At 59.7% G+C, this 26234-nt stretch carries 24 protein-coding genes; 7 read left to right on the top strand and 17 right to left on the bottom strand.

Annotated features, from left to right (window positions below; translation table 11 throughout):
* Nucleotide 1: 1 nt before the first annotated feature.
* Together MCP_RS01965 and MCP_RS15250 are read right to left on the bottom strand one after the other, a co-directional pair.
* Nucleotides 2-2455 carry a heavy metal translocating P-type ATPase gene (locus MCP_RS01965; protein ID WP_012899136.1) on the bottom strand — a complete coding sequence of 818 codons (2454 nt, stop codon included), beginning with the start codon at nt 2453-2455 and terminating at the stop codon, nt 2-4.
* Nucleotides 2456-2539: 84 nt separating this feature from the next.
* A complete protein-coding gene (locus MCP_RS15250; protein ID WP_128859890.1) occupies nt 2540-2686 on the bottom strand; it encodes a cation-transporting ATPase in 147 nt (48 codons plus the stop codon).
* 81 nt (nt 2687-2767) lie between these two features.
* Between MCP_RS15250 and MCP_RS01960 the strand changes: the two genes are divergently transcribed.
* Nucleotides 2768-4747, top strand: a complete 1980-nt coding sequence (locus MCP_RS01960; protein ID WP_012899135.1) for a thioredoxin domain-containing protein — start codon at nt 2768-2770, stop codon at nt 4745-4747.
* Here the strand turns inward: MCP_RS01960 and MCP_RS01955 are convergent.
* Genes MCP_RS01955 through MCP_RS01930 form a run of 6 tightly spaced genes read right to left on the bottom strand, consistent with a single transcriptional unit; the run spans nt 4729 to nt 9182 of the window.
* Nucleotides 4729-5307: an energy-coupling factor transporter transmembrane component T family protein gene (locus MCP_RS01955; RefSeq protein ID WP_012899134.1), complete on the bottom strand. Its 579-nt coding sequence runs from the start codon at nt 5305-5307 to the stop codon at nt 4729-4731. The two genes, MCP_RS01960 and MCP_RS01955, sit on opposite strands and share 19 nt — an antisense overlap.
* Nucleotides 5291-6085, bottom strand: a complete 795-nt coding sequence (locus MCP_RS01950; RefSeq protein ID WP_012899133.1) for an ATP-binding cassette domain-containing protein — start codon at nt 6083-6085, stop codon at nt 5291-5293. Before MCP_RS01950 ends, MCP_RS01955 begins: the two co-directional genes overlap by 17 nt.
* Nucleotides 6076-6828: an energy-coupling factor ABC transporter ATP-binding protein gene (locus MCP_RS01945; RefSeq protein ID WP_012899132.1), complete on the bottom strand. Its 753-nt coding sequence runs from the start codon at nt 6826-6828 to the stop codon at nt 6076-6078. The genes MCP_RS01950 and MCP_RS01945 overlap by 10 nt, the downstream gene beginning before the upstream one ends.
* A complete protein-coding gene (locus MCP_RS01940) occupies nt 6825-7358 on the bottom strand; it encodes a biotin transporter BioY (protein WP_128566965.1) in 534 nt (177 codons plus the stop codon). The genes MCP_RS01945 and MCP_RS01940 overlap by 4 nt, the downstream gene beginning before the upstream one ends.
* Before the next feature lie 34 nt (nt 7359-7392).
* Nucleotides 7393-8355, bottom strand: a complete 963-nt coding sequence (locus MCP_RS01935; RefSeq protein ID WP_012899130.1) for a biotin--[acetyl-CoA-carboxylase] ligase — start codon at nt 8353-8355, stop codon at nt 7393-7395.
* Between the two features lie 41 nt (nt 8356-8396).
* A complete protein-coding gene (locus tag MCP_RS01930; protein WP_012899129.1) occupies nt 8397-9182 on the bottom strand; it encodes a rhomboid family intramembrane serine protease in 786 nt (261 codons plus the stop codon).
* Between the two features lie 334 nt (nt 9183-9516).
* Between MCP_RS01930 and MCP_RS01925 the strand changes: the two genes are divergently transcribed.
* The 4 genes from MCP_RS01925 to MCP_RS01910 all read left to right on the top strand — a co-directional run bounded on the left by MCP_RS01925 (nt 9517) and on the right by MCP_RS01910 (nt 11805).
* Nucleotides 9517-10104: a hypothetical protein gene (locus tag MCP_RS01925; protein ID WP_128859889.1), complete on the top strand. Its 588-nt coding sequence runs from the start codon at nt 9517-9519 to the stop codon at nt 10102-10104.
* A gap of 195 nt (nt 10105-10299) precedes the next feature.
* The gene (pyrH, locus tag MCP_RS01920; RefSeq protein ID WP_012899127.1) at nt 10300-10971 is read left to right on the top strand and encodes a UMP kinase; all 672 of its coding nucleotides are present in this window, start codon (nt 10300-10302) and stop codon (nt 10969-10971) included.
* Entirely contained in the window at nt 10968-11426 is a 459-nt protein-coding gene (locus MCP_RS01915) for a hydrogenase maturation protease (RefSeq protein ID WP_012899126.1), read from the top strand. Before pyrH ends, MCP_RS01915 begins: the two co-directional genes overlap by 4 nt.
* A gap of 49 nt (nt 11427-11475) precedes the next feature.
* Nucleotides 11476-11805 carry a hypothetical protein gene (locus tag MCP_RS01910; protein ID WP_012899125.1) on the top strand — a complete coding sequence of 110 codons (330 nt, stop codon included), beginning with the start codon at nt 11476-11478 and terminating at the stop codon, nt 11803-11805.
* Here the strand turns inward: MCP_RS01910 and MCP_RS01905 are convergent.
* Complete coding sequence (locus MCP_RS01905; protein WP_012899124.1) at nt 11783-12910, bottom strand: hypothetical protein; 1128 nt, start codon at nt 12908-12910, stop codon at nt 11783-11785. The genes MCP_RS01910 and MCP_RS01905 overlap by 23 nt on opposite strands.
* A gap of 109 nt (nt 12911-13019) precedes the next feature.
* Between MCP_RS01905 and MCP_RS01900 the strand changes: the two genes are divergently transcribed.
* Nucleotides 13020-13853, top strand: coding sequence for a TatD family hydrolase (locus MCP_RS01900; protein WP_012899123.1), 834 nt, complete (start codon nt 13020-13022; stop codon nt 13851-13853).
* Nucleotides 13854-14219: 366 nt separating this feature from the next.
* On the opposite strand, the gene MCP_RS01895 is transcribed toward MCP_RS01900, so the two are convergent.
* Nucleotides 14220-14837, bottom strand: coding sequence for a translation initiation factor IF-2 subunit beta (locus MCP_RS01895; RefSeq protein WP_012899122.1), 618 nt, complete (start codon nt 14835-14837; stop codon nt 14220-14222).
* Between the two features lie 193 nt (nt 14838-15030).
* Here MCP_RS01895 and MCP_RS01890 point away from each other — a divergent pair, with 193 nt between their 5' ends.
* The gene (locus MCP_RS01890; RefSeq protein WP_012899121.1) at nt 15031-15678 is read left to right on the top strand and encodes a fasciclin domain-containing protein; all 648 of its coding nucleotides are present in this window, start codon (nt 15031-15033) and stop codon (nt 15676-15678) included.
* A gap of 54 nt (nt 15679-15732) precedes the next feature.
* Here MCP_RS01890 and MCP_RS01885 read toward each other — a convergent pair whose 3' ends face one another.
* The 7 genes from MCP_RS01885 to cfbE all read right to left on the bottom strand — a co-directional run bounded on the left by MCP_RS01885 (nt 15733) and on the right by cfbE (nt 26230).
* Complete coding sequence (locus MCP_RS01885; protein ID WP_012899120.1) at nt 15733-16251, bottom strand: 50S ribosomal protein L16; 519 nt, start codon at nt 16249-16251, stop codon at nt 15733-15735.
* An 83-nt stretch (nt 16252-16334) separates the two neighbouring features.
* The gene (locus tag MCP_RS01880; RefSeq protein ID WP_128566964.1) at nt 16335-16961 is read right to left on the bottom strand and encodes a hypothetical protein; all 627 of its coding nucleotides are present in this window, start codon (nt 16959-16961) and stop codon (nt 16335-16337) included.
* A gap of 5 nt (nt 16962-16966) precedes the next feature.
* Nucleotides 16967-21451: a hypothetical protein gene (locus MCP_RS01875; protein WP_012899118.1), complete on the bottom strand. Its 4485-nt coding sequence runs from the start codon at nt 21449-21451 to the stop codon at nt 16967-16969.
* A 196-nt stretch (nt 21452-21647) separates the two neighbouring features.
* Nucleotides 21648-23039 (bottom strand): Ni-sirohydrochlorin a,c-diamide synthase, encoded by a 1392-nt coding sequence (gene cfbB, locus MCP_RS01870; protein WP_012899117.1) that lies wholly within the window; start codon nt 23037-23039, stop codon nt 21648-21650.
* On the bottom strand, nt 23036-23824 hold the full coding sequence (gene cfbC / locus MCP_RS01865) for a Ni-sirohydrochlorin a,c-diamide reductive cyclase ATP-dependent reductase subunit (RefSeq protein WP_012899116.1): 789 nt from the start codon (nt 23822-23824) through the stop codon (nt 23036-23038). Before cfbC ends, cfbB begins: the two co-directional genes overlap by 4 nt.
* Nucleotides 23821-24927: a Ni-sirohydrochlorin a,c-diamide reductive cyclase catalytic subunit gene (gene cfbD / locus MCP_RS01860; RefSeq protein ID WP_012899115.1), complete on the bottom strand. Its 1107-nt coding sequence runs from the start codon at nt 24925-24927 to the stop codon at nt 23821-23823. Before cfbD ends, cfbC begins: the two co-directional genes overlap by 4 nt.
* Before the next feature lie 4 nt (nt 24928-24931).
* Nucleotides 24932-26230: a coenzyme F430 synthase gene (gene cfbE, locus MCP_RS01855; RefSeq protein WP_012899114.1), complete on the bottom strand. Its 1299-nt coding sequence runs from the start codon at nt 26228-26230 to the stop codon at nt 24932-24934.
* Between the last annotated feature and the right edge of the window lie 4 nt (nt 26231-26234).

Raw genomic sequence — 26234 nt, 5'->3', positions numbered from 1 at the left:
ATTATGGCTTGAACCTATTTAACAATAATGAGTTCGAGACCACTGAGACGGAGCTGAACGCCATGGCGGCCGCGGCGATGATGGGGTTCAGGAGGATGTGGAACCACGGGTAGAGGATGCCGGCGGCGATCGGGATGCCGATCACGTTGTAGAAGAACGCCCAGAAGAGGTTCATGCGGATGGTGCGTATGGTCGCCTTGCTGAGCCTGATGGCGGTGACGACGCTCCTGAGGTCGCCCCGCATGAGCGTGATGTCGGAGGACTCGATGGCGACGTCGGTGCCGGTGCCGATGGCGATGCCCGTGTCGGCCTGGGCGAGCGCGGGCGCGTCGTTGATGCCGTCGCCCACCATGGCGACGTTCTTCTTTTCGGCCTGGAGGGACTTGATGACCTCGGCCTTATCCTGCGGGAGCACCTCCGCCATGACCCTGTCGATGCCCACCTGCCTCGCGATGGCCTCGGCCGTCCGGCGATTATCGCCTGTGACCATGATCGCCTCGATACCGAGCCGCCTGAACTCGGCGATAGCCTCCATGGAGCCCTCCTTGATCGTGTCGGCGACGGCCACTACGCCCGCGGGTTTCTCGTCCACGGACACGTACATGGGAGTCTTGCCTTCGGCCGAAAGCCTTTCGAAAGCCTTCTGCATCTCCTCCAGGGGCACCTCTTCGAGCTCCATGAGCTTCGCGTTGCCCGCCATGACGATGTGCCCGTCGACCTCGGCCACGATGCCCTTGCCCGGCACGGCGTCGAACTTCGTGGCGCCCGTGAGCGGGATATTCCCGGCTTTCGCACCTTTTACGATGGCCTCGCCAAGCGGGTGCTCCGAGCCCTTCTCAGCAGACGCGGCATAACGGATAACGTCCGCCTCGGTGAAGCCCGCCATGGGGACGACATCGACGAGCGACGGCTCGCCCTTCGTGATGGTCCCGGTCTTATCGAGCACGATGGTATCGATGCGGTAGGCGTTCTCAAGGCTCTCGCCGCCCTTGATGAGGATGCCGTACTGGGCGCCCTTGCCCGTGCCCACCATGATGGCGGTCGGCGTGGCCAGGCCCATGGCGCAGGGGCAGGCGATGATGAGGACGGATATGAAATTTAATAAAGCGAATAGCGGCTCCCCGCCGATGAAGTACCAGGCCAGGAACGTGAGGATGGCCAGGCCGATGACTACCGGCACGAACACGGCGGCGACCTGGTCTGCCAGGCGCTGGATGGGGGCCTTGGTGCCCTGGGCTTCCTCGACCATCTTAATGATCTGAGAAAGCACGGTGTCGCGGCCTACCTTCGTGGCCTTGAACCTGAAGGAGCCCGTCTTGTTGATGGTAGCGCCCATGACGTTATCGCCTTCCTTTTTAGAGGAGGGGATGGGCTCGCCGGTGATCATGGACTCGTCCACGGACGAGTAGCCTTCGGTGACCACTCCGTCCACCGGTATTTTCTCGCCCGGCCGGACGAGGATGGCGTCCCCGACTTTGACGTCCTCGACGGGTATGTCCTCCTCCGTATGGTCCCTGATGACCCGGGCAGTCTTAGCGCGCAGTCCCGTAAGCCGGCGGATGGCCTCGGAGGTCTGGCCCTTAGCCCGTGCCTCGAGCAGCCTGCCCAGCAATATGAGCGCTATGATCATGGTGGACGTATCGTAGTACGTGTCGGGCATCCTGCCGCCGACCATCACGAGGTGAGGGACGAAGGTGGCTACGACGCTGTAGAAGTAGGCGGCGCTCGTGCCCACGGCGATGAGCACGTTCATGTCCGCCGTGCCGTGCTTCAGCGCCGCCCAGGCGCCCCGGTAGAACCGCCAGCCGATGATAAATTGCACGGGCGTGGCCAGTATGAACGAGATGTACGTGATCCATTCCATGGGCCACGTTTTAACTACAGGCAGGGACGAGCCGAAGAACATGAGGATCATGATGACGGCGGAGGCGATGCCGCTGAGGATGAAGCTGAGCGTGAGGTCGCGCATCTCTTTTTGTCTCGCGGACCGCTCGGTGTCGACGAACTCCTTCTCCGTCTTCGTCTCTATGACCGTATATCCGGCATCGGTGATGGTCTTCTTGAGCTCGGGCAGCGTGACCTCGGTGGGGCTGTACTTGATGGTTACACGCTCGGTAGCCAGGTTGACCGCGACGTCGATGACCCCGTCCTTCCCCCTGAGGGCGTCCTCGATGCGCTTGACGCACGAGGCGCAGGTCATGCCCTGCACCGGGAGGGTGACGGTTTCGACCATGACGCCATAGCCGGCGTCCTTGACCGCACTGACCATATTCTCGACGGATACCTGCGACGGGTCGTATGTGACTGTGGCCTTCTCGTTGGCCAGGTTGACGTTCGCCTCCGTGACTCCCTTTTGCTCCCGGAGGGCATCCTCCACGCGCTTGACGCACGAGGCACACGTCATTCCAGTGATCTTTAAGAGCGTTTTCTTTTCAGGCGCTTCAGCTATGACCATTCACCACGTAATAATTGGCCTGATTTTTATATATACTTGTACTTAAAGGCCGAGGTGGGACTTTTGAAAGATACGGTCGTATCTTTAAAGCCCCAGGTGGGACTTTTGAAAGATACGGGCGCATTTCTCGCTGCAAAAATAGCGGTATCGCTTGCCGTCGCCCAGCTTAAAGATCACGATGGCCTTGTCGGTGGGCACGTCCCTGCCGCAGACGGGGTCCTTCTCTATCATGCTAAATTCTTTGCCCCGCCCCTATTTATGCCGGCCTCACAATTGCGGTGATTATTTCACCATCCAGGCTTATTTTTATGTATGAACAGGCTGGCAGGAGAGAGCAGCAGTTACCTTAAAAATGCGGCCGGGCAGCCGGTCGACTGGTACCCGTGGAACGACGAGGCGTTCGAAAAGGCCAGGATAGAGGAAAAGCCCGTGCTCCTGTCCATCGGGGCCGTCTGGTGCCACTGGTGCCACGTCATGGCCCACGAGAGCTGGGAGGACCCGGAGACGGCATGTATGGTGAACGAGCTCTTCGTGCCGGTGAAGGTGGACCTGGACGAGCGGCCCGACCTGGATAAGACATACCAGGAGGCCGTGGGGATGCTCACCGGCCAGGGAGGGTGGCCCCTCACCGTGTTCCTGACGCCTGATAAGGAACCCTTTTATGGCGGCACGTATTTCCCGAAAGCGCCAATCCGTGGCATGCCCGCCTTTAAGGAGGTCATGCAGGCCGTGAGCAAGGCATATAAGGAGCAGCGAGGAGCTATCCGCCAGACGGCGGAGCAGCTAAAAGCGCTCATGGCGAAGGTACCGGCTAAAAAGGAGGCCATCGACGAAGATATGCCGGGGCTCGTGACGGGCAATATCATCTCCAGCTTCGACACGGCGAACGGCGGCTTCGGGCGGAGCATGAAGTTCCCCTACTCGGAGATCCTGCTGTTCCTCATGCAGCAGTACGGGAGTTCCCGCGACGCCGGCGTCTGGCACGTCGTCGATAAGACGCTGAGGTACATGGCGGCAGGGGGATTCTATGACCAGGTGGGCGGCGGCTTTCATCGCTATGCGGTAGACCCTGCCTGGAAGGTGCCGCATTTTGAGAAGATGCTGAACGATAACGCGATGTTGTTGAGGGTTTACCTGAACGCTTACCGGCTATCCGGCGCTGCGTACTTTAAGCAGGTGGCCCTTGAGACGACCGATTTCGTGTTCCGGAGGATGGCCAGGGAGCCCGCAGGCTTCGTATCGTCCGTTGACGCTGACCTCCACGGCGAAGAAGGGTCATATTTTACGTGGACTGAGGCAGAGATCCGCGAGGTGCTCGGGGACGGGGCGGACGCATTTATCAAAGCGTACCACGTGGAGCAGGACGGCAACTTCGAGGTGCCGGGAAAGAACGTGCTCTTCGTGCCGGGAGAGCACGACAAGTCCCGGTTCGCCGCCGAAAAGCGGAAGCTGCTGGAGGCCCGGCACGGGCGGGAGCTGCCGTTCATCGATATGGCCGTCCACGCGAGCTGGACGGCGCTCATGGCAGGGTCGCTGGCCGTCGCATACGACGTCTTAGGCGACAGGCGATGCCTGGACTATGCAAAGAAGACCCTGGACTTCATGATGGATCCCATGTACAGGGACGGCACACTGTACAGGATATATACGGATAGCCCGTCCGTGGACGGGTTCCTGGACGATTACTCGTGCACGGTGGAGGCGCTTATCGACGTGTTCAGGGCCTCGCAGGAGCCCCTGTACCTGGACATGGCCATTCGTCTCGCCGCCGACTGCGACGCAAAATTTTATGACCGGGAGCACGGCGGATATTTCTACGTCCAGGAAAAGGACCGCACTCCCATGAGCATGGACAAGCCCATCGTCGATCTCTCCGTGCCCGCGTCGAACCCCCAGATGGCGCTGAGCCTGATGAAGCTGCACTATTATACGGGCGAGCGGGGATACCTCGACAGGGCGAAAGAATTGCTGGAAATATTTACCGCTGAAGCTTCCATGCACCCGATAGGATGCGGCACGTACTTCTCGGCGCTCGACTACTATTTACAGAGGCCTCTGGAAGCGGTCGTAGTCGCCGGCCGCGATGAGGGCCAAAACCTGGTCCGCCTCATCAATAGCCGCGTCGATAAAGCAGTTGTCCTGATGGACTATGGTCAGGAGAGGAGGCTCCCTGCGTTCGAGGGCAAGTCTACGCTCGACGGAAAGCCGACCGTGTACTTCTGCAGGGAAGGTACATGCGAGGCGCCGATGAACGACTTGAAGAATATCGAGGCTTACCTGTCGAGGCCGTAGCAGCGGGCTTCCATGGCCATGGCGATGTCGTCGGCCCGCCGGGATAGCGAGGACATCAGGGGGATCATGACGGCGACGATGCCCCGGATGGCGCCGTAGCGGACGCCCCGGGCCTGCTGCGCAATTTTTATTGAGACGTATTCTTCGTGGACGATGGGAATGAAAGCGAGGGCCAGCATCGTCATGATGGCTATATCCTTGCCGATCCGGGTACCCGCCAGCCGGTCCATCGGGCTGAGAGCCCGCTCGATGGCCCTGGAAAATTCCGACTCGCCCGTCGTGGCCGTGACCGCCGAGCCCGCCAGGTACAGGAGCAGCATCCTCAGGGCAGAGAGCGCCGCCAGAGTAATATCTCCCTGTAGCAGGGCCTGGAGCGTCGATAGGATGATGATGAAGGGCAGAGCGGGGAGGAGCATTCTGATGAGAAGTACCGGGCTGGCCTTCAGGATGGCGATGAACAGGACTATCGCGGGGGCCATGATAAAGACCCACGGCAGGGGCAGGGCGACAATGAGCACGCTCATGGCGGCCAGCGCCAGTATCTTAATCCAGGCCTTCATGTGCCCTCCTGATGTGGGCCGCGGCCTCCGAGGGGCCGATGTTCCATGGAGCCTCGATGCCCCGTGTTCTCAGCCATCTCGCCACGATGAGCGACGGGGGCAGCGCCAGGCCCATGGTGTCGTCCAGCGAGACAAGCCCGTCCGGCCTGTCGTCGAATACGACCTTTCCCCGGCTCATGACGAGCATCCTGCTGCAGGCGTCCATGAAGTGGGCCAGGTCGTGGGAAGCGACGATCACAGCCGTGCCTTCCCGGTTAAGGCGGACGAGCGTTTCGACCACCCGTTCCTTAGCGGCCATATCCAGGCCCGCCGTCGGCTCATCCAGGAAAAGATAGCGAGGCCTCATGGCGATCACGCCGGCGAGGGCGGCGAGCCTGCGCTGGCCATGGCTCAACGTCCGGGGGAGGCGGCTGAGCAGGCCCGCATCGAGCCCCACCTTTCCGGCCGCCTCGAGCGCCCTTGTTCTCGCCTCGCCCTTTTCAAGGCCGGTATTAAGGGGTCCGAACGCGATATCGTCGAGGACGGTGTCAGCGAACAGCGCCCGTTCGGGGAACTGTATCGATAGGGCCGCAGGGCCGTCGATGCGTACAGTGCCCTTCGTCGGCCTAAGCAGGCCCGAAAGGCAATGCAGTAAGGTCGATTTACCGGAGCCGCCGGCGCCCCCTACAAGCGTAAACTCGCCCCCGGATATCGTAAGGTCAATGCCGTCGAGGGCGTGCGCCTCGCCCGGCTCGCCCCGGCGGTATACGTGGCCGACCCCGTTCGCGACTAACGGCATTCCCGGACCACCTCCCGGGGCACGGCCAGATTAAAAGTATAAGGCGGCTTGATACCGATGCGAGCCATAAGGGCCTCATCGGAAAAAAGGCTGGCAGGAGGCATATCGGCCACGATGCGCCCCGTATCCAGTGCAACTATCCGGTCAGCGGTCAGCGCTTCTTCCATGTCGTGCGTGATCGTGATAATGCCTATGCCGTTTTTCTTGAGGCCCGCAACTGCTTTATTGACCATGCGGCAACCAGGCCCGTCGAGGAGCGCCGTGGGCTCGTCGAACACGATATAGGAAGGCTTCATGGCCAGTATTCCGGCGACGGCAAGGAGCTGCTTCTGGCCTCCGGAAAGGCACGAGACCTCACGCCGGGAGAATGCGCCAAGCCCGACATGATCGAGGGACTCGCGTACCCTCTTTTCAACCTCGCCGTCGGGCAGGCCCAGGTTCATCGGCCCGAAGGCGACGTCATCCCATACGCGCCTGGCCACGGTCTGGCTCTCCGGGTCCTGGAAGACCATGCCGACGGTGCGGCGGGCGAACATAGGGTCGTCCCTGGTATCGATGCCTTCGACCAGGCACTCGCCTCTGTCCGGCGTGAGCAGGGCGTTCATGACCATGGCCAGCGTGGTCTTGCCCGAGGCGTTCGGCCCGATAAGGGCCATGTGCTCGCCTTTCTCCACCTGAAGTGAGATATGGTCCAGCGCACTGAGGCAGCCATAAGAAAAGGATACGTCACGTAAGGATATCAATTTCCGGCCTCACCCCCGGTGTTCAGCTTTCTGGCCACGAAGGCGGCGATGATGATCTTTATGATGTCGCCAGGGACGAACGCCAGCACGCCGATGATGAGCGCCGTCTCTAAAGGCATATGCAGGACTAGCGTAAGCTGTGCCAGGCCGCAGGCGTATATCGCCAGAGTGCCGGCGGCCATCGCCAGCACGTACCATAGAAGCCCGGGGTTCTTGCGCATTTTTACGATGAGGCCGGTCACGATGGCGCAGAGCACGAAGCCGACGAGGTACCCGCCCGTCGGCCCGGCCAGGACTCCCAGCCCGGACTGGCCGCGGGCGAAGACGGGCAGGCCCATGAATCCTAAGAGCAAGTAGACGACCATGGAGAGGGCGCCGAAATAGGCGCCGAGGGCGCCGCCGGAAAGGATGACGAAGAATGTCTGGAGAGTGATGGGCACGTAGGGCAGCGGTATCGCGGCCCAGGCCGAAACGGCCGTCAGCGCGGCGAACAGCGCCGCGTACACGAGCTTCTTAACGCGGGAAGACATTGTAAACCCAAAAAACAACAGGGTTTACAAATATTTATAGCTTTCTTGCGCCGCGCAGGTGCTTGCAATCGCCGGATACGATCTTGCGGATGGAGCCGTCCGCGGTCTTAACGAGCAGCGAGCCGTCCTCGTCCACGTCCTGCGCCACGCCGGTGACTACCTCGTCCTGGTACGTGACCTCGACGAGCCTGCCGAGCGTGTCCGAATAGCGCCTCCAGCTCCACAGGATTGGGGTGAATCCCTCCTCCTTGAATGTAAGGTAGTCCTCTTCCAGCATCTCCAGGAGCAACTGCGTAAACTTCACCCGGTCAACCTCCCGGCTCAGCTCTGCCTTCATCGTGGTCGCCGTCTCCAGGGGGACATCGTTGTTCACGTTCACCCCGATGCCCAGGATGATGAAGTTGACGATGTCGGTCTCGGCGCTCATCTCCGTAAGTATGCCGCATATCTTTTTGCCGTTCACGAGGACGTCATTCGGCCACTTGATGGCCGCCTCCAGGCCTGCGCCCCTGAGCGCCTTGGTCACTGACACGGCCGCCATGAGCGTGATGCTCGACGCGTGCATGGGGTCGATGGCCGGCTTGAGGATGACGGACATCGCCAGGCTTCCCGGCTTTGCTACCCACTTACGGCCCAGCCTGCCCTTGCCGTGGGACTGTGTCTCGGCGAGGACGACCGTGCCTTCCTCGACTCCGCGCTCGGCGACCTGCCTGGCGACGGTGTTGGTCGAGCCCGTCACGTTCAGGTGGATGACCTTCCTGCCCAGGAGCTTTGTCTGCAGGCCGTGGCGGATCTCGGCGGGATAAAGCTTATCGGGCACGCTCATGAGCCTGTAGCCCTTGCCCTGGGCCACGTCCACGGCGTATCCCTCTTTAATGAGAGTGTGGATGTGCTTCCAAACGGCGGCCCTCGATACGCCCAGCTTCTCCGCCAGGAACTCGCCGGAGACGTAATCGCCCGCCTCGCGCAGGATATTTAATATCTCTTCCTTGGTCATCCCATAACACTGAAGTCCCGGTATTCTATAAATTTAGCGTTCTAGACCTGCCACCGGACGCTCCGTATCTTGCTCTTCTGGCGGTACCAGAAGCCCGCGGCCAGGCCGATGGCCAGCCCCGCCAGGTGCGCGATGTGCGCCACGCCGTCCGAAGTGCCGGTGAGCACGGGGAACAGGTCAAGGACCGCGAACAGGATGGTGACGTAGACCATCTTGAGCGGCACGAAGTAGAGATAGACGACAAGGTCGGGCGTAAGAACGGTAAGGGTGCCGAGCACGCCGAAGATGGCGCCGCTCGCCCCAAGGACGGCGGAGCCCGGGAACGCGAGTATCTGGGCCAGGCCGGCGATGATGCCGGTGCCGAAGTATAGGCCCAGGAACCGCCCGCTGCCGATGCGGCGCTCCAGGAGCGGGCCGAAGAAGAAGAGCGCGAGCATGTTGAAGAAGAGATGCATGAGGCTGCTGTGTAAGAAAATGCTCGTCAGGATACCCCATGGGTGCGACAGCAGGTTTGACGAGCTGAGTATTAGCGCGTCCGTGATCCCGGGGAAGAGCACCTGAAGGACGTACACGATGACGGTGATAGCGATGAGGGCGTACGCGTAATAGCCCGAGTAAGGCAGCTTCGCGGCCGGCAGCCTGAGAGCGCTCCTGCGCTTCACGGTCGCCCTGGAGTCCGCAGCCGGCCTCTGCTTCAGCATCCGCAGCCCCGGGCAGTTATGGCTCTCGGGGAGGCGGTGGGCTCCGCAGAATGTGCCGCCGCAATATTTACACTTGAACGGCAGTAGCTCAAACGCGCTGCATACGTCACATCGGTTCTCTGGCATCTAGAGATACTTGTGGCGCGTAGGTATAAAAAGGTTAGTCGGCCGTATAAAAGGTCGATACGGCATTCGCCTGATGCATTCAGCGCCGACGGGATTTAACTTTTAATGCGTCGGCGGCCCATGGATAATTACCCGCCTATTCGGGATTATCTAAAGCTTAACGGGCCTTAATAGAAGCAAATCGTCGTACAGGTTTACAAATGGGCCTCATTAACGATTTCAAGGCCATTTTACTATTTTCTATCATAAAAAAGCCCTCAGGGCATTTTTTCATATGGTAATTATTATAATAATCCGGGAAGATGGTTCTAACGTAACAAAAGGGAGTGTAGTTATGAAAATGGCATACAGGATATCAACGGCAGTCATCGTACTGCTTACTCTGGCGCTCATAGCGCCGGCCGCCGCACAGTTCGGCCCTGCGGCCTGCGGAGGCCCGGTGGCCTATGGAGCGCCCCAGGACTGCATCGCGACCGTATCGTGCAACATCCCGGTCACCACCCAGGTCCCGGTCATGACGACCACGACCGTACCGCAGACGGTGCCCATCACCGTGCCCGTCCAGGACGTGTGCCCGGTGACGGTCCCGAAGGTCGTTGTCGTACCGCAGACCGTGCCCGTGCCATACGTGCGGCCCGCTCTGAGCAGCATGACCGTGCCGGTGACCGTGCCCGTGCAGAGCTCGGTGCCGGTGACCTCGATGGTGCCGCAGTGCTATACGGTTCCCCTGAGCAGCGGCGCAGTGGCCTCGATGATGCCCAACATGCCATATGGCGGCATCTCTAAGGGCATGGCGCCGAACGCTGGCCTCGGTAAGGGAATGACCCCTGACATCGGAGGCATGGGCAAAGGCCTTGGCATGGGTGGCATGGGCCTCGGGGCCGGCATCGGCTCGTACGGCCAGATGCCCATGAAGATATAGGCGGGCCAGCCGGCAGCCGGCGGATCGCCTCCGGACATCATGCTGCCGGCGTCTTCGACAAAAGCCCCTATTTGACATAAGGTTGGGAAATGCGGCCTCCCACATCCGGGAGGCCGCTAAAACCCCGACGCGCCGGCTTTTCTAAAAAATCGAAACGTTTTAGTACTGAATGGTCCATTTATGCCTCGGGATATCATGAGGATCGTCATCAAAGTCGGCGGCTCAGCCATTGCCCCGAGCCTGGAGGCAAAGCGATTTAGCGAGTATGCGCAGGTCATTCGATCCCTGGCGAAGGACCATACGGTCCTGGTCGTCGTCGGGGGCGGCACGCCCGCGCGGGAATATATCAATGTCACGAAGGAACTGAAGGCGAGCAACGCCCTGCGGGACCTCATCGGCATCGGCGTGTCCCGTCTGAACGCCCGGCTTCTTATCTCGGCCATGAACGACGCGGCCTATCCTGAGCCTCCCCACGATTACCAGGAGGCCAGCCTGGCCATGTATTCCGGTAAGATCATCATCATGGGCGGCGTACAGCCCGGCCAGACCACCGATGCCGTGGCGGCCATCCTGGCGGAGTACGTCCACGCCGACCTTTTGATCCGCACGACGTCCGTTGACGGCGTCTATACGGCGGACCCCCGTGTGGACAAGAACGCTAAGAAGATCGACCACATGACTCCCCAGGAACTGCTCGAGCTCGTGGCCAAGATGGAGATGACCGCGGGCGCGAACAATATCTTCGACATGCTGGGCGCACAGATCATAAAACGGTCCCACATACCCATGATGATCATCAGCGGCCAGGACCCGCACAATATCATCGACGCGGTCAACGGTAAAAAGATAGGGACGCTCATCAAATGACGAAGAAGATCGTAGTCCTCGGATGCGGCAACACGCTCATGGGCGACGACGGCGTCGGCATACGCGTCATCGAGCGCCTCCAGGGGATGAAATTGCCGGAGAACGTCGAGGTCATCGAGGCCGGAGTGGGCGGGATGTCCATCCTGAGCTGGATCGAGGGCGCCGACAAGGCCGTTATAGTCGATGCGGTGCAGACGGGGAACGAGCCCCCGGGAACCGTTTACGAGTTCACGGACAAGGAGCTTCCGCCCTCGGACATGTTCATGCTGTCCCTGCACGACCTCAACCTGGTGGACACGATCAACGTGGGCCGTGTTGTACAGAAGATGCCCGAAGATATCGTCATTATCGGGGTCGAGGTGAAGCGGGTGGCCGAGTTCACCAAAGAGCTCACGCCCGAGGTCGAAGGCGCCATCCCCGAAGTCCTGGACCTGGTGCTTAAGGAGCTCAAATAGCTCTTTTTGTTCTATAAGTTTATTAGTACATTTTTTATATCTTTCATTGATGCCCGAATTTTATAAGGTCTCGTTCGACGAGGACGAGCTGGGGGCGATCCGCCGCGGCTGCGATATCCGGTCCGGACACGAGGACCGCATGCTGGACGAGGCGGCCGGAGGCTCCCTGGAGGGCGTGGTGATGCAGGAGAGCCGGGCCGACGACATGCTTCTCATTAAAGGCACCGTCGACATATTCAAGCCAGGGCAGACCATCCTCATCACGATGGAGGACCTGCGGATGATAAGAAGCTGCCTTGACGATGATGACTCCCCGGGGGCGAAGAGCGCCGTAAAAAAGATCGACGCCTCTCTGGCTAGTGGGGCAGAAAGGCGATGACCTCGAAGGCGATCAGCAAAATAACGACCACTTCGGTGATGAGGGCGATCTTGCTGTATGAAAGCTCCTGGGCCGTCGAGTAGAGGTCCTCTAACGCGTCTATTTTTTGGGTGACGATGCTCTCGTATTCCCTGACCTTTATGAGGCGGATGATGTGCTCGTAGGCGCCCTGGTAGTACCAGTCGGACGTGACCTTCAGGGGGTTCATCAGGTCCTCGAGGTTGTCCAGGATGTCGAGCTTGATCTCGCTCACCTTGAGCAGTGCCTTCTCAAGCCTCTTCGTGGACTGGCTGAACAATTGCCCTATGGTCGACTGGGTCTGGTAATTCCGGATGGCCTTGAATGCCTCGCCGATCTCGGCGTCCATCTTCCAGTCGTAGATCTGGTATAAGAACGCCAGCGCCAGGCCCAGCTCCAGGTAGTGGCGGAGGTCGTTAAAATAATCGTCGCAGCCCTTCACGAAGGCCGCCTCGTAGGAGACCAGGAACAGGTCCTCGTCGTAGTACGATATATCATGGGATAGCTTGTCCGCGATCTCTTTGCCGTGGAGCCTCCGGGCAGACGACTCGCCCGATAGAAAACGGGTTAATTCGGCGCCGTACTGGACCTTGAGCTCGCCCTGGTCCACCGGGGGCGTGTACTGGTCCAGCCTGAGCATGCTGTACTTGCGGGTCGGAGTGTAGTATATCTTCAACTTCGCGTATGCCTTTAGCTGTTCCCGGATCTCGCCGATCTTCCGGGCGACGTACGCGTTCAGGTCGAGGCCGTCCAGGAATATGCCATTGGAGTGCATAGCGGTGATGATCTCCTTTACGAGCATGCCCTCGGCTAACTCGAACTCGACCCGGATGATGCCCACGCCCATGGCGAAGACTTCCGCCTGGGCCAGCACTTTGCAGATCTTATTATTATCGGATACGATGAGGCCTGTCATCTGCCCGAGCGTCGTCTCGACGGGCTTGCTGTACTCGGGCCCGGCCTGCACCTTGAATATGCCCGAAAGCGTGGCCTTGTCCACTTCTCCGCCCGTGTCGAAGACGACGAAAAAGATGAGCTTACCCTTATCGATGGCCAGGCTCTCGTTCGTTTGAGCCAAATTTATCATTCTTCCTTTTGAAGTCCAGTCTCTAATATAATCAAGTATCGTAAATAGCTTTTGTGAAGGTTATTTTTATGGGCTCCGCCGGGCTAAACACTAGCGTGAGGATGAGTTAATGCTGCCCATCACGGACGACCATATGCACATTAATCTTAATGGCGGCAGGGGCGTGGAGGCGGTCAAGGAGTTCAAGAACGCCGGGGGCACCCACGTGTTCATAGTTTCGCTTCCAGCGGGTGAGGTGGGCCGGACCGTTGCCCGAGGCGAGGACTTCAGGGCCGTTTTCGATGATACGGTAGAGGCGACCCGGAGGGCTAACGAGCTGGTGAGGGCCTATGCCGTCGTGGGCGTTCACCCTGCCGAGTACATCGGGCTGGCAGAGTCCCTGGGGATGGAGAGGGCGTATTCCATCGTCAAGGAAGGGCTGGAGATCGCCGCAAAGTACGTGGCGGAAGGGAAGGCGGTGGCCATCAAGAGCGGCCGGCCCCACTATCCCGTATCCCCGGAGCTATGGGAGACCTCGAACGCCCTGATGCGGTATGCGATGGACCTCTGCGTGGACGAGGACTGCGCCATCCAGCTCCACACGGAGAGCGAGCCGGGCACCATGGAGAGCATATCTGATATCGCGAAGCAGGCTCGCATGGAGCCCCCAAAGGTCATCAAGCACTTTTCGCCGCCCCTAGTCAGGGAGTGCGAGTCGCTGAACGTCTTCCCGTCGGTGATATGCTCCAGGGGCGCCCTTGAGGAGGCTCTCTCGCAGGGCACGCGGTTCATGCTGGAGACGGATTACATCGACGACCCCAACCGGCCGGGCGCCGTGCTTGGGCCGAAGACCGTGCCCCGGAAGACCAAGGAGGCCATACGTAACGGGGTGCCGGAAGAGACATTCTATAAGATACACAAGGACAACCCGGAGAAGTCGTACGGGATTAAAATTGAAATCTAGATACGAAGTCGTTACTCGTGTAAATTTTTAAGGCACTGAGCTTACAGAGGCACTATTTTCACCACAATGGCACGAAGCCCACTGAGTTCACAAAGTCTTTTTTTAGATGGAGGCCACTAAGGCCACAGAGCATGCTTTTTGGGTTAATAGGGCACAAAGGGGACAATGACACGATGGCGCCCCATGTTCATTCATTGTGCCATTGTATCCTTTGTGCCTTATAAGACAATGAACCGGGCTTTGTGAACTCTGTCCCTTAAATTATAAAAAAGACTTAGTGAGCCTTTGTGAACTCCGTGCCATTGTGGTGAGAAATAGTGTCCTCTGTGACCTTTGTAACTTAAGTAAATGATAAAAGAAAAAAGGTTAGTGCTCACGCACAGCGAAAGCGCGAGTACCGTCGACCTTGTTGATCTTGGCCTTGACGATCTCGCCCGGCCGTGCACCATTCACGAATATGGTGAACTTATCGACCTTGGCGATGCCGTCGCCCTTCTTGCCGGTGGTCTCGATCTTGAGCTCGTAGGTCTTGCCCTCTTCGATGGCCGCCGCGGGCTTCTCGCTGATCGCCCTGGAGCGCCTCTTCTGGATGGACCTCTGGGCGCCGCACGCGTCGCACTTCAGCGTCGTGACGCGGTCGTACTTGATGAGCTTCGTGTCCGGCCTGCCGCACTCGGCGCACTTGACGTACTCGGCAACGTAATCGTTAACGAGCGCGTTGATGGCGTCGGAGGTAAAGTGGCCCTGCAGGATCATGCGGTTGCCCTCGACCTTGCCGGCCGTGCCCAGCTCACGAAGAATGAACTTGCCGAAATGCTCGGTGTCGCGGTTCAGCTTCTCCCGTATCTCCTCGTAATTATCCCAGACGGTGGTGCGGCCCTCCGCAAACACCTTCGGGCGTGGCACCTGGAAGCGCTCGCCGGTCAGTTCCAGCTGGGGCGTCTTCGAGACTGCCCGGTTTAACAGTGCATCGTAATCAACCATTGTTACACATCTATTATGCGATTTAAATAGACTATCTGCACGTTATTTAAAAAGGTTGTGGTTCCGGGATAGCGATTGATTCGGGATAAAGCGCCCTTTCCGTGCGCCCTAACATGCGGAAATCACGATTTTTTAGCGCCATAATGACTATTAAAAATAAAATTTCGAAGCTGCTATTCTCTATGGTGTTGACATGAGTGGGATAAAGAAATACATCACGATACTGTTATTGCTGGCGCTGGCGGCCGGGCTGGCCGCCCCCTTCGTTAACGCGCAGGTCGGGAGCCAGAGGACTGTGCTCGAAAACCTGGCGAACATAGGCCAGTTTTCCACGTTCCTGGGCGCCGTGCGGGCGGCGGGCCTGGACAACGTCCTGAAAGGGCCCGGGGAATTCACGGTGTTCGCGCCGACGAACGCGGCCTTCGATAAGCTTCCGAAGAACCAGCTCAATGCCCTGATGCAGGACCAGCCGAGGCTGAGCAGCCTGCTGCAGTACCATGCCGTGCCCGGCAGGCTGACGTTCGCGGACCTCTCGAGGATGACCGACGTCAAGACCGTCGACGGCAAGACGCTGCCCATTAACATTAAGGACGGAGGCCTCGTGGTCGGAGGCTCGAGGGTCCTGAACCAGGGCGTCGAATGCAAGAACGGGATAATATATCCGGTCGATAGCGTCATGATGCCGCCGGGATTCACCATGGCCCAGAAGACGCAGTCATCCCCGCTGGGCTGGCTGCCGTGGCTGCTTGCCGCCCTGGTCATCGGTGCGGGTGCGCTATACCTGATGACCAGGCGTAAGAATCGCGAGGAGCCCCGGGTAGAGGAAAAAAAAGGGCCGTAATAAATAACAAGAATATAAAAGAAGTCAGGGCCGTATCACTACGGCCTTATTGATTTACTTTACCAGCTCGGCGCCCTTCTCGACGACCAGCCTGTGCGGCGACGGCAGCTTGTGGCCGGCCCTGCGCAGCGCTTCCTTGGCCTTCTCGAAGTTCGGCCTGTTGGTGTAGATAGTAAAGATACCCTGGCCGCTGTAGACGCGGGCTGCGGTGCCGATGGCCTTGCCGAAAGCACGCCTCATGCCATCCGAGACACGGTCTGCGCCTGCGCCGGTAGCCTGCTTGTTCTCTCTGAGGACCTGGTGGGGGTAAACTCTTACCTTGAACCGGTAATCCTGCTTGCCTACATCGCTCATCAGGTACCTGTTAGCCGAAATACGGGCTGCCTCAAGGGCGTCGTGCCTTATCTGGCAGGTCTCGTTGACGACTAACGTGACAGCAATTGGCAACTCGTCCGTGAGGTTGCCCATATCGAACTGGGTGACCTTAACGCCTGGCACACCGCCCATGTACTTTCTCCTGGTGTAGGCCGGGCCTGAGAAGTTCTTATACATCCTTCCTGGTTTTCTCGCCATGATCAATTCTCCTGTTAAAGTAAAAGCTCGAGCTTCGTCGAGACGAAGTTCTTAAACGCCTTAGTGTCTTATAAACTTTACGACTAGGATTTAATAATGTCACTCATCGTGGACAGCATGTACTTGATGCGGTCGATGGTCTGCTTATCCTCGTCGAGCTTGCCGCTTATGGAGGTCTCGAACTCCTTCTGTGCCTTCTTCATGGACACGAGGATGTCGCTCATCTCCTGGTAGGCGTTGTCGCTGGCCTGCTTTATGCCCGCCTCGGACGCGTCCGCCCTGCTGCTGAGCTCGGCGCTGCGGGCGTTGAAGATGTCCTCCTGGGCCTTCATGAACGCCACGAGCTCCTTATTTCTAAGCTCCAGCGCCCCGACCTCGTCCTCGACCCGCTTCAGCAGCACGTTGTACTTATCGTCGAACGAGCTTTCCCATTCCTCGATGCGCTTCTGGGTCTGGGCGCCCTTCCTGTTGACGGACTCCTCGAGCTCTTTTAATCTTTGGGCGCGCTCGTCCAGGGCCTTCGACGCCGCCTCGGCGGCCGCGATGTGCTCCTTCACCTGCTTCAGCGTGTCGAGCAGCTTGAGCTCGTCCTCGGCGATGTCGAGCGTTCCCGCGTTGCCCCTGCGCTCGTACGCGTTCAGGGACGCCCTGTCCCGGTCCAGCCGGGATAAGAGCGGCTTCTCCTTGCCTATGTACTTCTCGAAGTCCATGGGGATCACGCCTTGATGAGCTCGTTCATCGTCTTCATGATCTGCTTGATCTTTTCGGTGTTCTCCTTGTCCGCGTCGATCTTCTTGTTGATCGAGTCTTCGACTTCCTTCTGCGTGGCCTTCAGCTGCTTGAGCACCTCGTCCCTGGTCGAGAGCATGGAGGACTCGGTCGTCGTCTTCGTGGTCTTCGCCGTGTCAAGCATGCTCGCCTTCGACTCGTTCATGGCCTTGATCGCCTCGTCCCTGGTCGCTTTGATCGAGGACTCGGTGGTGGCCTTCGCGGTCTTCGCGGTCTCGAGCATGCCGGCCTTCGACTCCTTCATGGCCTTGATGGTCTCGTCCCGGGACCTGAACAGCTCCTCCAGGGCGGCCTCCTTCGAGTTATTCGAGGCCGCTATGACCACGTCCCTGGTGTCCAGGAGCTTCTTGATGGTATCTTCGCGGGTGTGCCGGATGGTGTCCAGGATCTCGTCCCTGGTCTTCGCCATCGACTTCTCCGCGACGATGCGCGCGTTATCCGTGGATGACAGCACTATGGACTCGGTCTGGCGGAGCGCTACGATGAGCCCGTCCTTGAACTTCGACATGTCGTCGACGGCGTCCTTCTTCTGGGCCTCGATCGCGCCGGACAGCCCGTCCTTCTCCTGCTTTATGGAGGCGAGGACTTCGGTCCTGATCTGGTTCATGGTCGACTTGGCCTCCTGGTCGACCCTGGCCGAGAGCTTCGAGTATTCCTCGTCCGCCTGCTTCGACACCGTGTTCAGGGTCTTTACCGTCTCCATCACGTTCTCCCTGGACTCGTCGACCGCGTCCAGGACCTCGTCGCGGCTCTTTTTCATCGTGGCGACCGCAGTGTCCCTTGTTTCCGTGATCTCGTTTATCGTGCCGTCCTTCAGGGACGTGACCTCGCTGACAGTGCCCTGTTTAAGGGACATGACCTCATTGATCGTACCCTGCTTCAGCGACAGGACTTCATTGATCGTACCCTGCTTCAGCGACTGGACCTGGTCGATCGTGTCGCCCTTCGTGGCGTTCACTTCAGCGATGGCCTGCTCCTTCATCGCGGCGACCTCACTGACAGTGCCCTGCTTCAGCGACTCTACTCCGGCGAATGTCTCGTTCCTGAGGGAGACGAGGTCCTTCACCGTGCCCTCCTTAAGGGACGTGACCTCATTAATCGTACCCTGCTTCAGCGACTGTACTCCGGCGAATGTCTCGTTCCTGAGGGAGACGAGGTCCTTCACCGTGCCCTCCTTAAGGGACGTGACCTCATTAATCGTACCCTGCTTCAGCGACAGGACTTCATTAATAGTTTCCTGCTTGAGCACGTTGACCCGGCCGGTCGAATCGGCCTTCATGGCCTCCACATCGGCGGTGACCTGCTCCTTCGCCGCGGCGATCTCGCTCAGCGTGGTCACCTTCAGCGCGCTGGCCTCGTGGAGGGTGTCGTTCTTGAAGGTGGTCATCTCCTCCATCGCGTGGCTCTTGACCGCCGTGATCTCGTTCACGGACTGGCCCTTGACCGAGTCGATGGACTTGAGCGTATCGTCGCGAGTAGCGCGGAGCGCTCCCTCGACCACTTCTCTGGTGGTCTTCGCAACGCCCGCGACGTGTTCGGAGCTTTCGTTGAGCTCGGCCAGCGATTCCTGGCGCTTCTTCTGGATGTTGCCAACGGCATCGGCCTCGACCGACCTGATGGTGGACGTCGCCTCGGACTCGGTGGTCCGGATGAACTCCTGGGCCCTGGCCTTCATTGCCTCGATGTTGCCGGCGGCCTCGTTCACGGCCTCTGTGACCGACTTGACCGCGTCCGACTTGACGTCGGTAACGGAGCCGAGCACGTCGGACTGGGTCTGCCTTAGCAGGCCCACTGTGGCCGTCTGCATGTCCTGTAGCGCTTTTATCGTCTCGTGGGACGCCTTGCTCTGCTGGAGCACGCGCTCCTCCACGCCGCTGATCTTCACCACGAGGTCGTTCTCCGCCTCGCGCACGCGGGTGATCATCTCCACCTCGATCTTGTTCTCGAGGTTCCGCTCCATGGCGTTCAGGTTATCCTCGAGCGCACGGTAGCGGTATTCGATGTTGTTGAGATTGATGAATTCCTTTCGGACGGCCGAGAGCCGCTCGTCCAGGTCCCCGAACGTGTTGTTGACCTGGTCGATCTGGGCCTTCAGGTACTGGCCGGCCTTGATGAGCTTGGCCTCCTGGGGCGTGACGTGCTCCGCGTCGTTCTTGAACTGCTCGATGAGGCCCTTGATGCTGTCCATCTCGTCCTTGTAGTCGGCGACGAAGTCCTTGATGGTCTTGATGTCGCCCGCATAGGCCTCCACTTCGTTCTTGAGCTTGACGATCTCGTCCCGGGACTTGTTGAACTCCTTGGCGAGCTTGATGTCCTCGGCGTGCCTCTCGACGACGGCCTTCATCGCCTTCATCTCGACGCGCTGGTCGCTGAGGAGCTTGCTGACCGTGGCCATCTCGTCCGAGTTCGCGCCGATCTCGTTCTTGACCGCCTTCAGCTCATCCTCCATGCCGGAGTAGTCCTTGAGCGCCTTGACCTTCTCGCCGTACTTCTCCACGAAGAGCTTGACGGGCTTCATCTCGTTCTTGAAGTCGGCCATGTTGCCCTTCACGAATCCCATCTCCGCGATGTGGTCGTTGGTCTGCTCGTCCAGCCTGGCCCGGATGTCGGCCATCGAGTCGTTCACCGACGCCAGTGTCTTCGTCAGGGCCTTGTTCTCGTTCCTGGCCTCGGCGAGCTGCACTTTCAGCGCCCTCACGTCGCTATAGTAGGACTCGATCTTTTCCGATAGCGCCGATATTTCGACGCCCGAGGTCTCTTTAATGGAGGCCTCGATCAGGTCGAGCTTGTCGTTGAGAGATGATATGTCCTTGACGGTGGACTGCTTGAGCGATTCCTGGACTTCGGCCATCTTCTCGTTGAGGGCCTGGATGTCGCTGCTCGTGGAGGCTTTGACCGACTCCTCGATGCCCGCCATCTTCGCGTTCAGCGAGGCGACCTCCTTTGCCGTGGACTGCCGGAGCGAGTCCTGGATAACCACGATCTTTTCGTTGACTGCCAGAATATCCTTGCTTGTCGAGGATGCCAGGGATTCTTCGATGTCAGACATCTTCTCGTTCAGGGAGGCGAGCTCCTTCGCCGTGGACTGCTTTAACGACGCCTCCACGGCCTCGAGCTTCTTCTCGTTATCCTTCTGGACCGCGGCTATCGTCGACTTGAACTCGTTGAGGTCCTCGACGCTCTTCACCATGGACTCCTGGTAAGCCTCCATGGAAGTCTTGAGGGCCTTCATATCGCTCTCGTAGTTGCTGGCCAGCACCGTCTGGCCTTCCTCGCTGCCCGCGCGGACGGCCTTGATCTCCCCGGCCAGGCGGGCGATGTCCTCCCGCAGCGAGTTGATCTTGCTGTCCACGACCTGGATGGAGCTCCTGGCCTGCTCGGTATCCGAAGAATAGTTGCCGAGGGACTCTTTCAGTGTCTTCACGTCGCCGGTACACTGGTCCAGCGATGCCCTCAGTGCTTGCAGCTCTTCTTCATAGCGGTCGGTGTTCGTCCTGAGGGAGGCGAAGTCCTCCCGGTAAGAGTCAATGGAGGTGTCGATGGCCGTCAGGCGCTGCTCGCTCGCGGCGTAGGCGTCCTTGAGGCCCTTGATCTCTGCTGCGAGCTTCTGGAGCACCTGCTTTTCCTGCTCCGTGTAGCTCTCGAAATCGAACTCCCGGAGGGATGCTATCTCCTCGCCGATAGAGCTCAGCGTAAGGCTCTGGGACTCGATGAGGTTCTTCTGCTCCACCAGGCCGGACTGGAGCTTCCTGAAGTCCTCGGGCTTGATCTCGTCCTTGTAGGCGTCGAGCTTCTGGAGCTTATCCACGATCGCTGCCATCTGCCGGGTATTATCTTCCCTCTGGGCCTGCACTTCCTCCCTGAACTTATCCAGGTCCTTGCGCTGCTTTTCGGATTCCGAGACCTGGCGCTCCATCTGGCCTTTTAAAAGATTCAATACCTGTACGTCGGGCTGGGCTACGGGCTGGGCCACGCGCTCGGGCCGCGGCTTGGCCTCTTCGCGCTCCTTTATAGGGGCCGCCGGCTTCACGACCTCTTTTACGGCCTCTTTCTCTTTAGGCGCCGGAATGGGGGGCTGTGATTGTGTGATGTTGGGCTTCAGGATGGGCTTTTGCGGCGGCAGGGTCTGCTTCACGGGCGCCATAGGCGCCTTCGGCGCCTCCCTGGGCCTTTCCGTGATGGGCTTCATGGCGGGCTTCAGGACGGCCTCGGCCGGCTTCTCCACGGGCTTTTCCGCCGGCGGCGCAACGATGGGCTTCATCGTCGGCTTCTCGGCCGGCTTTTCAGAGACGTCCGTCTTATCCAGGATCGCCGCGAGCGTCTCGAGCTCTTTCTTTATCCGTTCCTCTTCGTTTTGCTGTTTAGCCGCCTTAGAATCGTCCTTTTTCGGTTTTCTATCGAATAAACCCATTCCAAATCCCGACCTGTAATTTATCTTAATCCATTTTTGTTATTGCAATAAGTTAGTAAGAACCAATATATATTTTGTTATATCTCCCTTCGCTTAACATCCTTTGTTTTCTGGCTTTTTGTATAATAACTTTTTTCTCCTGAGGAAGGCATCCGCTTCCTGCGGTCGCTTAAAAAGAGTATCCAGCATGATAGCGTTACGGCCCTTTGTGCTCGACGCAGGCGTCGACGAAGCTGCGGGCGAAGGGCACGTAAGAGGCGGCGTGCAAATGAGTATAGGAGCCGAGCGTGTTGTTCGTGAGCATTCCGTCCAGGCCATCCTTGATGCCCGTGCCCCGGTCCATCCGGTAGGCGAACTTCGCGTCGAACGGCACGTCCGTGATGACTGAGTAGTGGAACTCGTGGCCCTTGAAGAAGGTGCCCTTTTCGCCGATTGGCGTGTCCTTTTCGAGCTGGCCGGCGACGTACCCGATGTGCCGGATGTGCTTCATCGAGGCCACCCCGCCCATCACGCCGACCATGTCGAATTTCTTGCCGTGCTCGTCCTCGAGCGCGCTCGTGAGGTACATCATGCCCCCGCATTCCGCGTATATGGGCATGCCGTTCACGGAGGCGTCCGCGATCGACTTCCGCATGGAGCCGTTATCTGAAAGCTCGCGGGCGAAGAACTCGGGGTAGCCGCCGCCGATGATGAGCCCGTCCACGTCGGGGATCTCGCGGTCGTGAAGCGGGCTAAAGTAGACCACTTCCGCGCCCTTCAGTTGAAGCAGGTCCACGTTGTCCTTATAATAGAAGTTGAACGCCTCGTCCAGGGCCACGCCGATGCGGACGCCGGCGCTTTTTTCCTGCTTGAAGATGGACTGCTTTCCAGTCCTCAGCTTCGGGGCGCCGTTCGCGATCTCCAGCAGGCGGTCCAGGTTGACGTGCTCGCCGATGATCTCCTTGATCTTGGTGATCCGGGCGTCGAAGTCGTCCACGCGGGACGCCCCCTCGCGTGCCGGCACGAGCCCCAGGTGCCTCATGGTGAGGCTCATTCCCTTGTTCCGGGGGATGGCGCCGAGCACCTCCACGCCCGTATACTTCTGGATGGCGGCCGTGGCCTTTTCCGCGTGCCGGTCGCTGCCGACCTTGTTCAGGATGACGCCCTTGAAATTGATGCCCTTATCGAAGTCCTTGTATCCCTTGACGATGGCCGCCGTGCTACGGGTGATGCTCTGCGCGTCCAGGACGAGCACGACGGGCGTCTTTAGTATTTTGGCGATCTGCGCCGTGGAGCCGATATCGGACAATGCCTCTAAGCCCTCGTAGAGGCCCCTGACGCCCTCGATAATAGCGATGTCCGAGCCCCCGGCCGAGTGCTGGAACGCCTCGACGATGGCCTGCTCGGACATTAAGTAGCCGTCCAGGTTCTCGCCCTGGCGGCCGGTGGCCAGTGAGTGGTAGCTCGGGTCTATGTAGTCGAGCCCGACCTTGAAAGGCTGGACCTTCATGCCGCGCTCGTGGAGAAGGGACATTACGCCCGTCGATATGGTCGTCTTGCCCGCCGAGCTTCTGTCGCCGGCGAGGATGAGCCTCGGCATCGTCATCATTGGGTTAGCTTCCTCAGGTCTTCGTCTTCTAATGAATCGGGAACCTTTTTATCTTTTTCCGTCAGTATGCGGTCGGCCAGTAACCGGTATACTCCGGCCATCTCCGAGCCCGGCGCGCCCTCGATGACGCTCCTGCCGGCGCGCTCGCAGTTCTGCACGAGCTTGTCCCGGGGTATGTACGCCAGCATGGGCACTCCCAGGGCGGCGGCGAACTTTTCGACGATCTCCCTCTCGTGCTCCGCCTCCCTCTCGTTGCAGATCACGCCGGACAGCGGAGTGTTCAGCGTCTTCAGGCCCCGGCAGATATTGTTGGCGGCGTAGAGCGGCATGTACTCGCCCGAAGTGATGATGTACGCCTCCCTCACCATGCCCTTCGTGATGGGCACGGCGAATCCGCCGCACACGATGTCGCCCGGGACGTCGTATATAATTACGTCCGAATCTTTCATGGCGTCGCATACTTTTTGCAGCGCCTGGACGGCCACGATGATGCCCCTCCCGGCGCAGCCCACGCCGGGCTCGGGGCCGCCGACCTCGGCGCACTTTACCCCGTTGAAGCCCTCGAATACCACGTCCTCTTCCTCGATGGAGCCCTTTTTTCGCAGGGTGTCCATGATGGTGGGCATCCGCCTTCCGCCGAGCAGCGTGATGGACGAGTCGCTCTTCGGGTCGCACCCGATGAGCATGGCCCTGATGCCCTTTTCGCCCATGGCCGCGGCCACGTTCGAGGCCGTCGAGGACTTTCCGATGCCGCCCTTCCCGTATATGGCCAGCTGCTTCTTCATAACATGCTCCTCAGCGTCTCCCCGAGCTCCGACTCGACCATGCCGTGGACGCCGAGCGTCTTCGGGTGCAGGTCCACTTCCACCATGACGTGGCCGTGCCCGGCCGCCTTCAGGGGCTCCGCCTGTCTCGGCCCGTTCGTGATCGAGAATATCTCCATGCCCCGGATGGCTTCGTATGGTACGGCATGGGGTACGCCCGAGAGCACGACGTAATCATAGTTTGAATATTTTTCCGTTATGATGCGGGCGGCCTTTTCTCCGCTCATTGGGTATTCGTCGAGCCCCCCGGTGATGTGGTCTATTGTGACGCCATTCTCTTTAAGCTGGGCGGTGATCGTTGTGGCGTACCTGCGTATCCTCGGGAGCCCTACGTCAGGGTCCAGGTTGGCGATGGTGATCGGCGAAGGTGCGCCTACGGCGCGGGCGGCCTGGCTCACGGCCAGGTTGATGTCGGCGAACATGTAGGCCGTCTCCTTCTTTGCGTTGAGGACCGACAGGCCCCTCTTGCCCTGCCTCATTAATTCAAGTAATCGTTCGGCTGCCCGGTATTTCAGGTCCCCGCGGGAAGGCTCGATATAGTCCTTGCTGGCTGCGCCGAACTTTTTCTCTATATCCGTAGCCAGTAGAAGCATTCTCTTTTGCCTTTCCAGTTCTGCCTCGCTCAGCAGGCCGACCGCATTGGCGGCCTCCAGCGTCACGATCGCCCCATGAGTGTTATCGCTATACCCGGCGTGGATCTCCACCTCGATGACCGGCACTTCCACGTCGGCCTCTTCGACGGCACGGTGAAAGTTCTCGCCGATGATCATGCTCGCGCAGGTCCCCACGATGCCCACGGTCCTCGGGTGGAACCGGTCGATGACCTTTTCCAGGACGTTCACGAGCAGGTCGTGGCCGCCGAAGACGTAGTCCGAGTCGCACATCGCCGTGGTGACGACGTGCATGCCGTCCTCCTCCAGGAGCCGGGAATGCTTGAAGCAGCACCCCGGAGGGCCGTGGAGAATGGCGACATCCGTGTCCAGATCGCGCAACGTGTATAGCGCGGCGACGATAGAGCTGGGGCGGGGCTGGATGATGCGCCCGGCGGTCGCTAGTTGTTCCATACGTTCACCTCCATGTCTTAACGCAGCTTATGATTGTATCGCCCGGCTCGGTCTTTTCCAGGGCCAGCGCGAGGCCGGCCTCAAGGCTGTCCGCGTGCGCGTGACCTTCAACGCGCAGCCTGCCGCCCACGAGCACGGCCTCGTCGAACCGGGGGTCGCTCAATAAAGACTTCACTTTTTCGGGGTCCAGGCCGTCGCAGACGTTATACGACTCCTCGCCAACGACGAGGACTTTCCATCCCTCGTCTTCTTCGGCAGCATCGAGCGCGCGCTCGACTCCCTGGATGGACAGGCCGGAGTTCGAGTTGTCCAGGAGCACACGGCCGCTGAGCGTGGAGAATTTCATCCGCCCCTCGATGCCGTCGAACCCTTCGAATGCATCCTGGATGCCATCGGGCTTTCCGCCCATGGCCAGCGCCGCCGCGGCCGCGCAGAGCGCCGGGCCCCGATATGCGCGGCCGTCGAAGCCGCCCTTCAGGCGGATCTTCAGCCAGCCGTCGGTGCCATCGTGAAGGCGGTAGCGTACCCTGCCGTCGGGTGCATAGAACACGTCCCCGCCCCGGCCGAAGGTCAGCTTATCCGGGCTCCCGGATTTCAGCGAGCGCCCACATCTAAGCGAATTCTCGCAGATCAGAATGCTGCCCGGCTTCATTCGGCTCAGCGAGCTTAGCTTCACCTCCCGGGCGGCCCTCTCGCCCCCGGCCACGGGGTAATCCCTGTCCAGCGTGGTGATGACGCTCACGTCGCCGATCCCGCAGAGGCCCAGCGACACCTCGAAGATGCACAGAGTGGGCCGCTTATCGGCCGCAAGCTCCAGGGCCCTTATGATGTTCGCGGGCGTGATGCTCAGCCTCTCGATCAGCTCGCCATTATAAAACAGGCCCCGGCTCGTGTGCAGCAGCACGTCCTCCCGCGGGAACATGCGTGCCATGAGCATGCAGGCCGTGGTCTTGCCGTAGGTGCCGGTAACCTCGACGCACTTACTCATCAGCAGCCCGGACTTTCGGACGATGAAGCCAGTCAGCTCATGGTGGGTGAGCACGGGCTTATTTTCCGCAAATGCCCTCCGGAGGAGGGGGATCGTGGGCATATGCACCGGGACGGCCAGCACATCGAAGTCTCCGACTTCGTCTGGCTTGAGCACGGGAGCCCCTGTGCTCGTCTTCTTAGTGCCGTCCCTGGCTTCTTTAGTGCCGTAGACGTCCACGGCGAAGGCGCCGTAGCCCAGGCCGCGCAGCCTTTCGGCCAGCAGCAGCCCGCCGTGGTTGATGTCCAGCACGCCGATGGTGGCGCCGGGCTCCATATGT

The sequence above is a fragment of the Methanocella paludicola SANAE genome (assembly GCF_000011005.1).
Taxonomy (GTDB): Archaea; Halobacteriota; Methanocellia; order Methanocellales; family Methanocellaceae; genus Methanocella; species Methanocella paludicola.
Note: the sequence above shows the minus strand (reverse complement) of the source record. Positions and strands in the feature narration are given on the sequence as shown.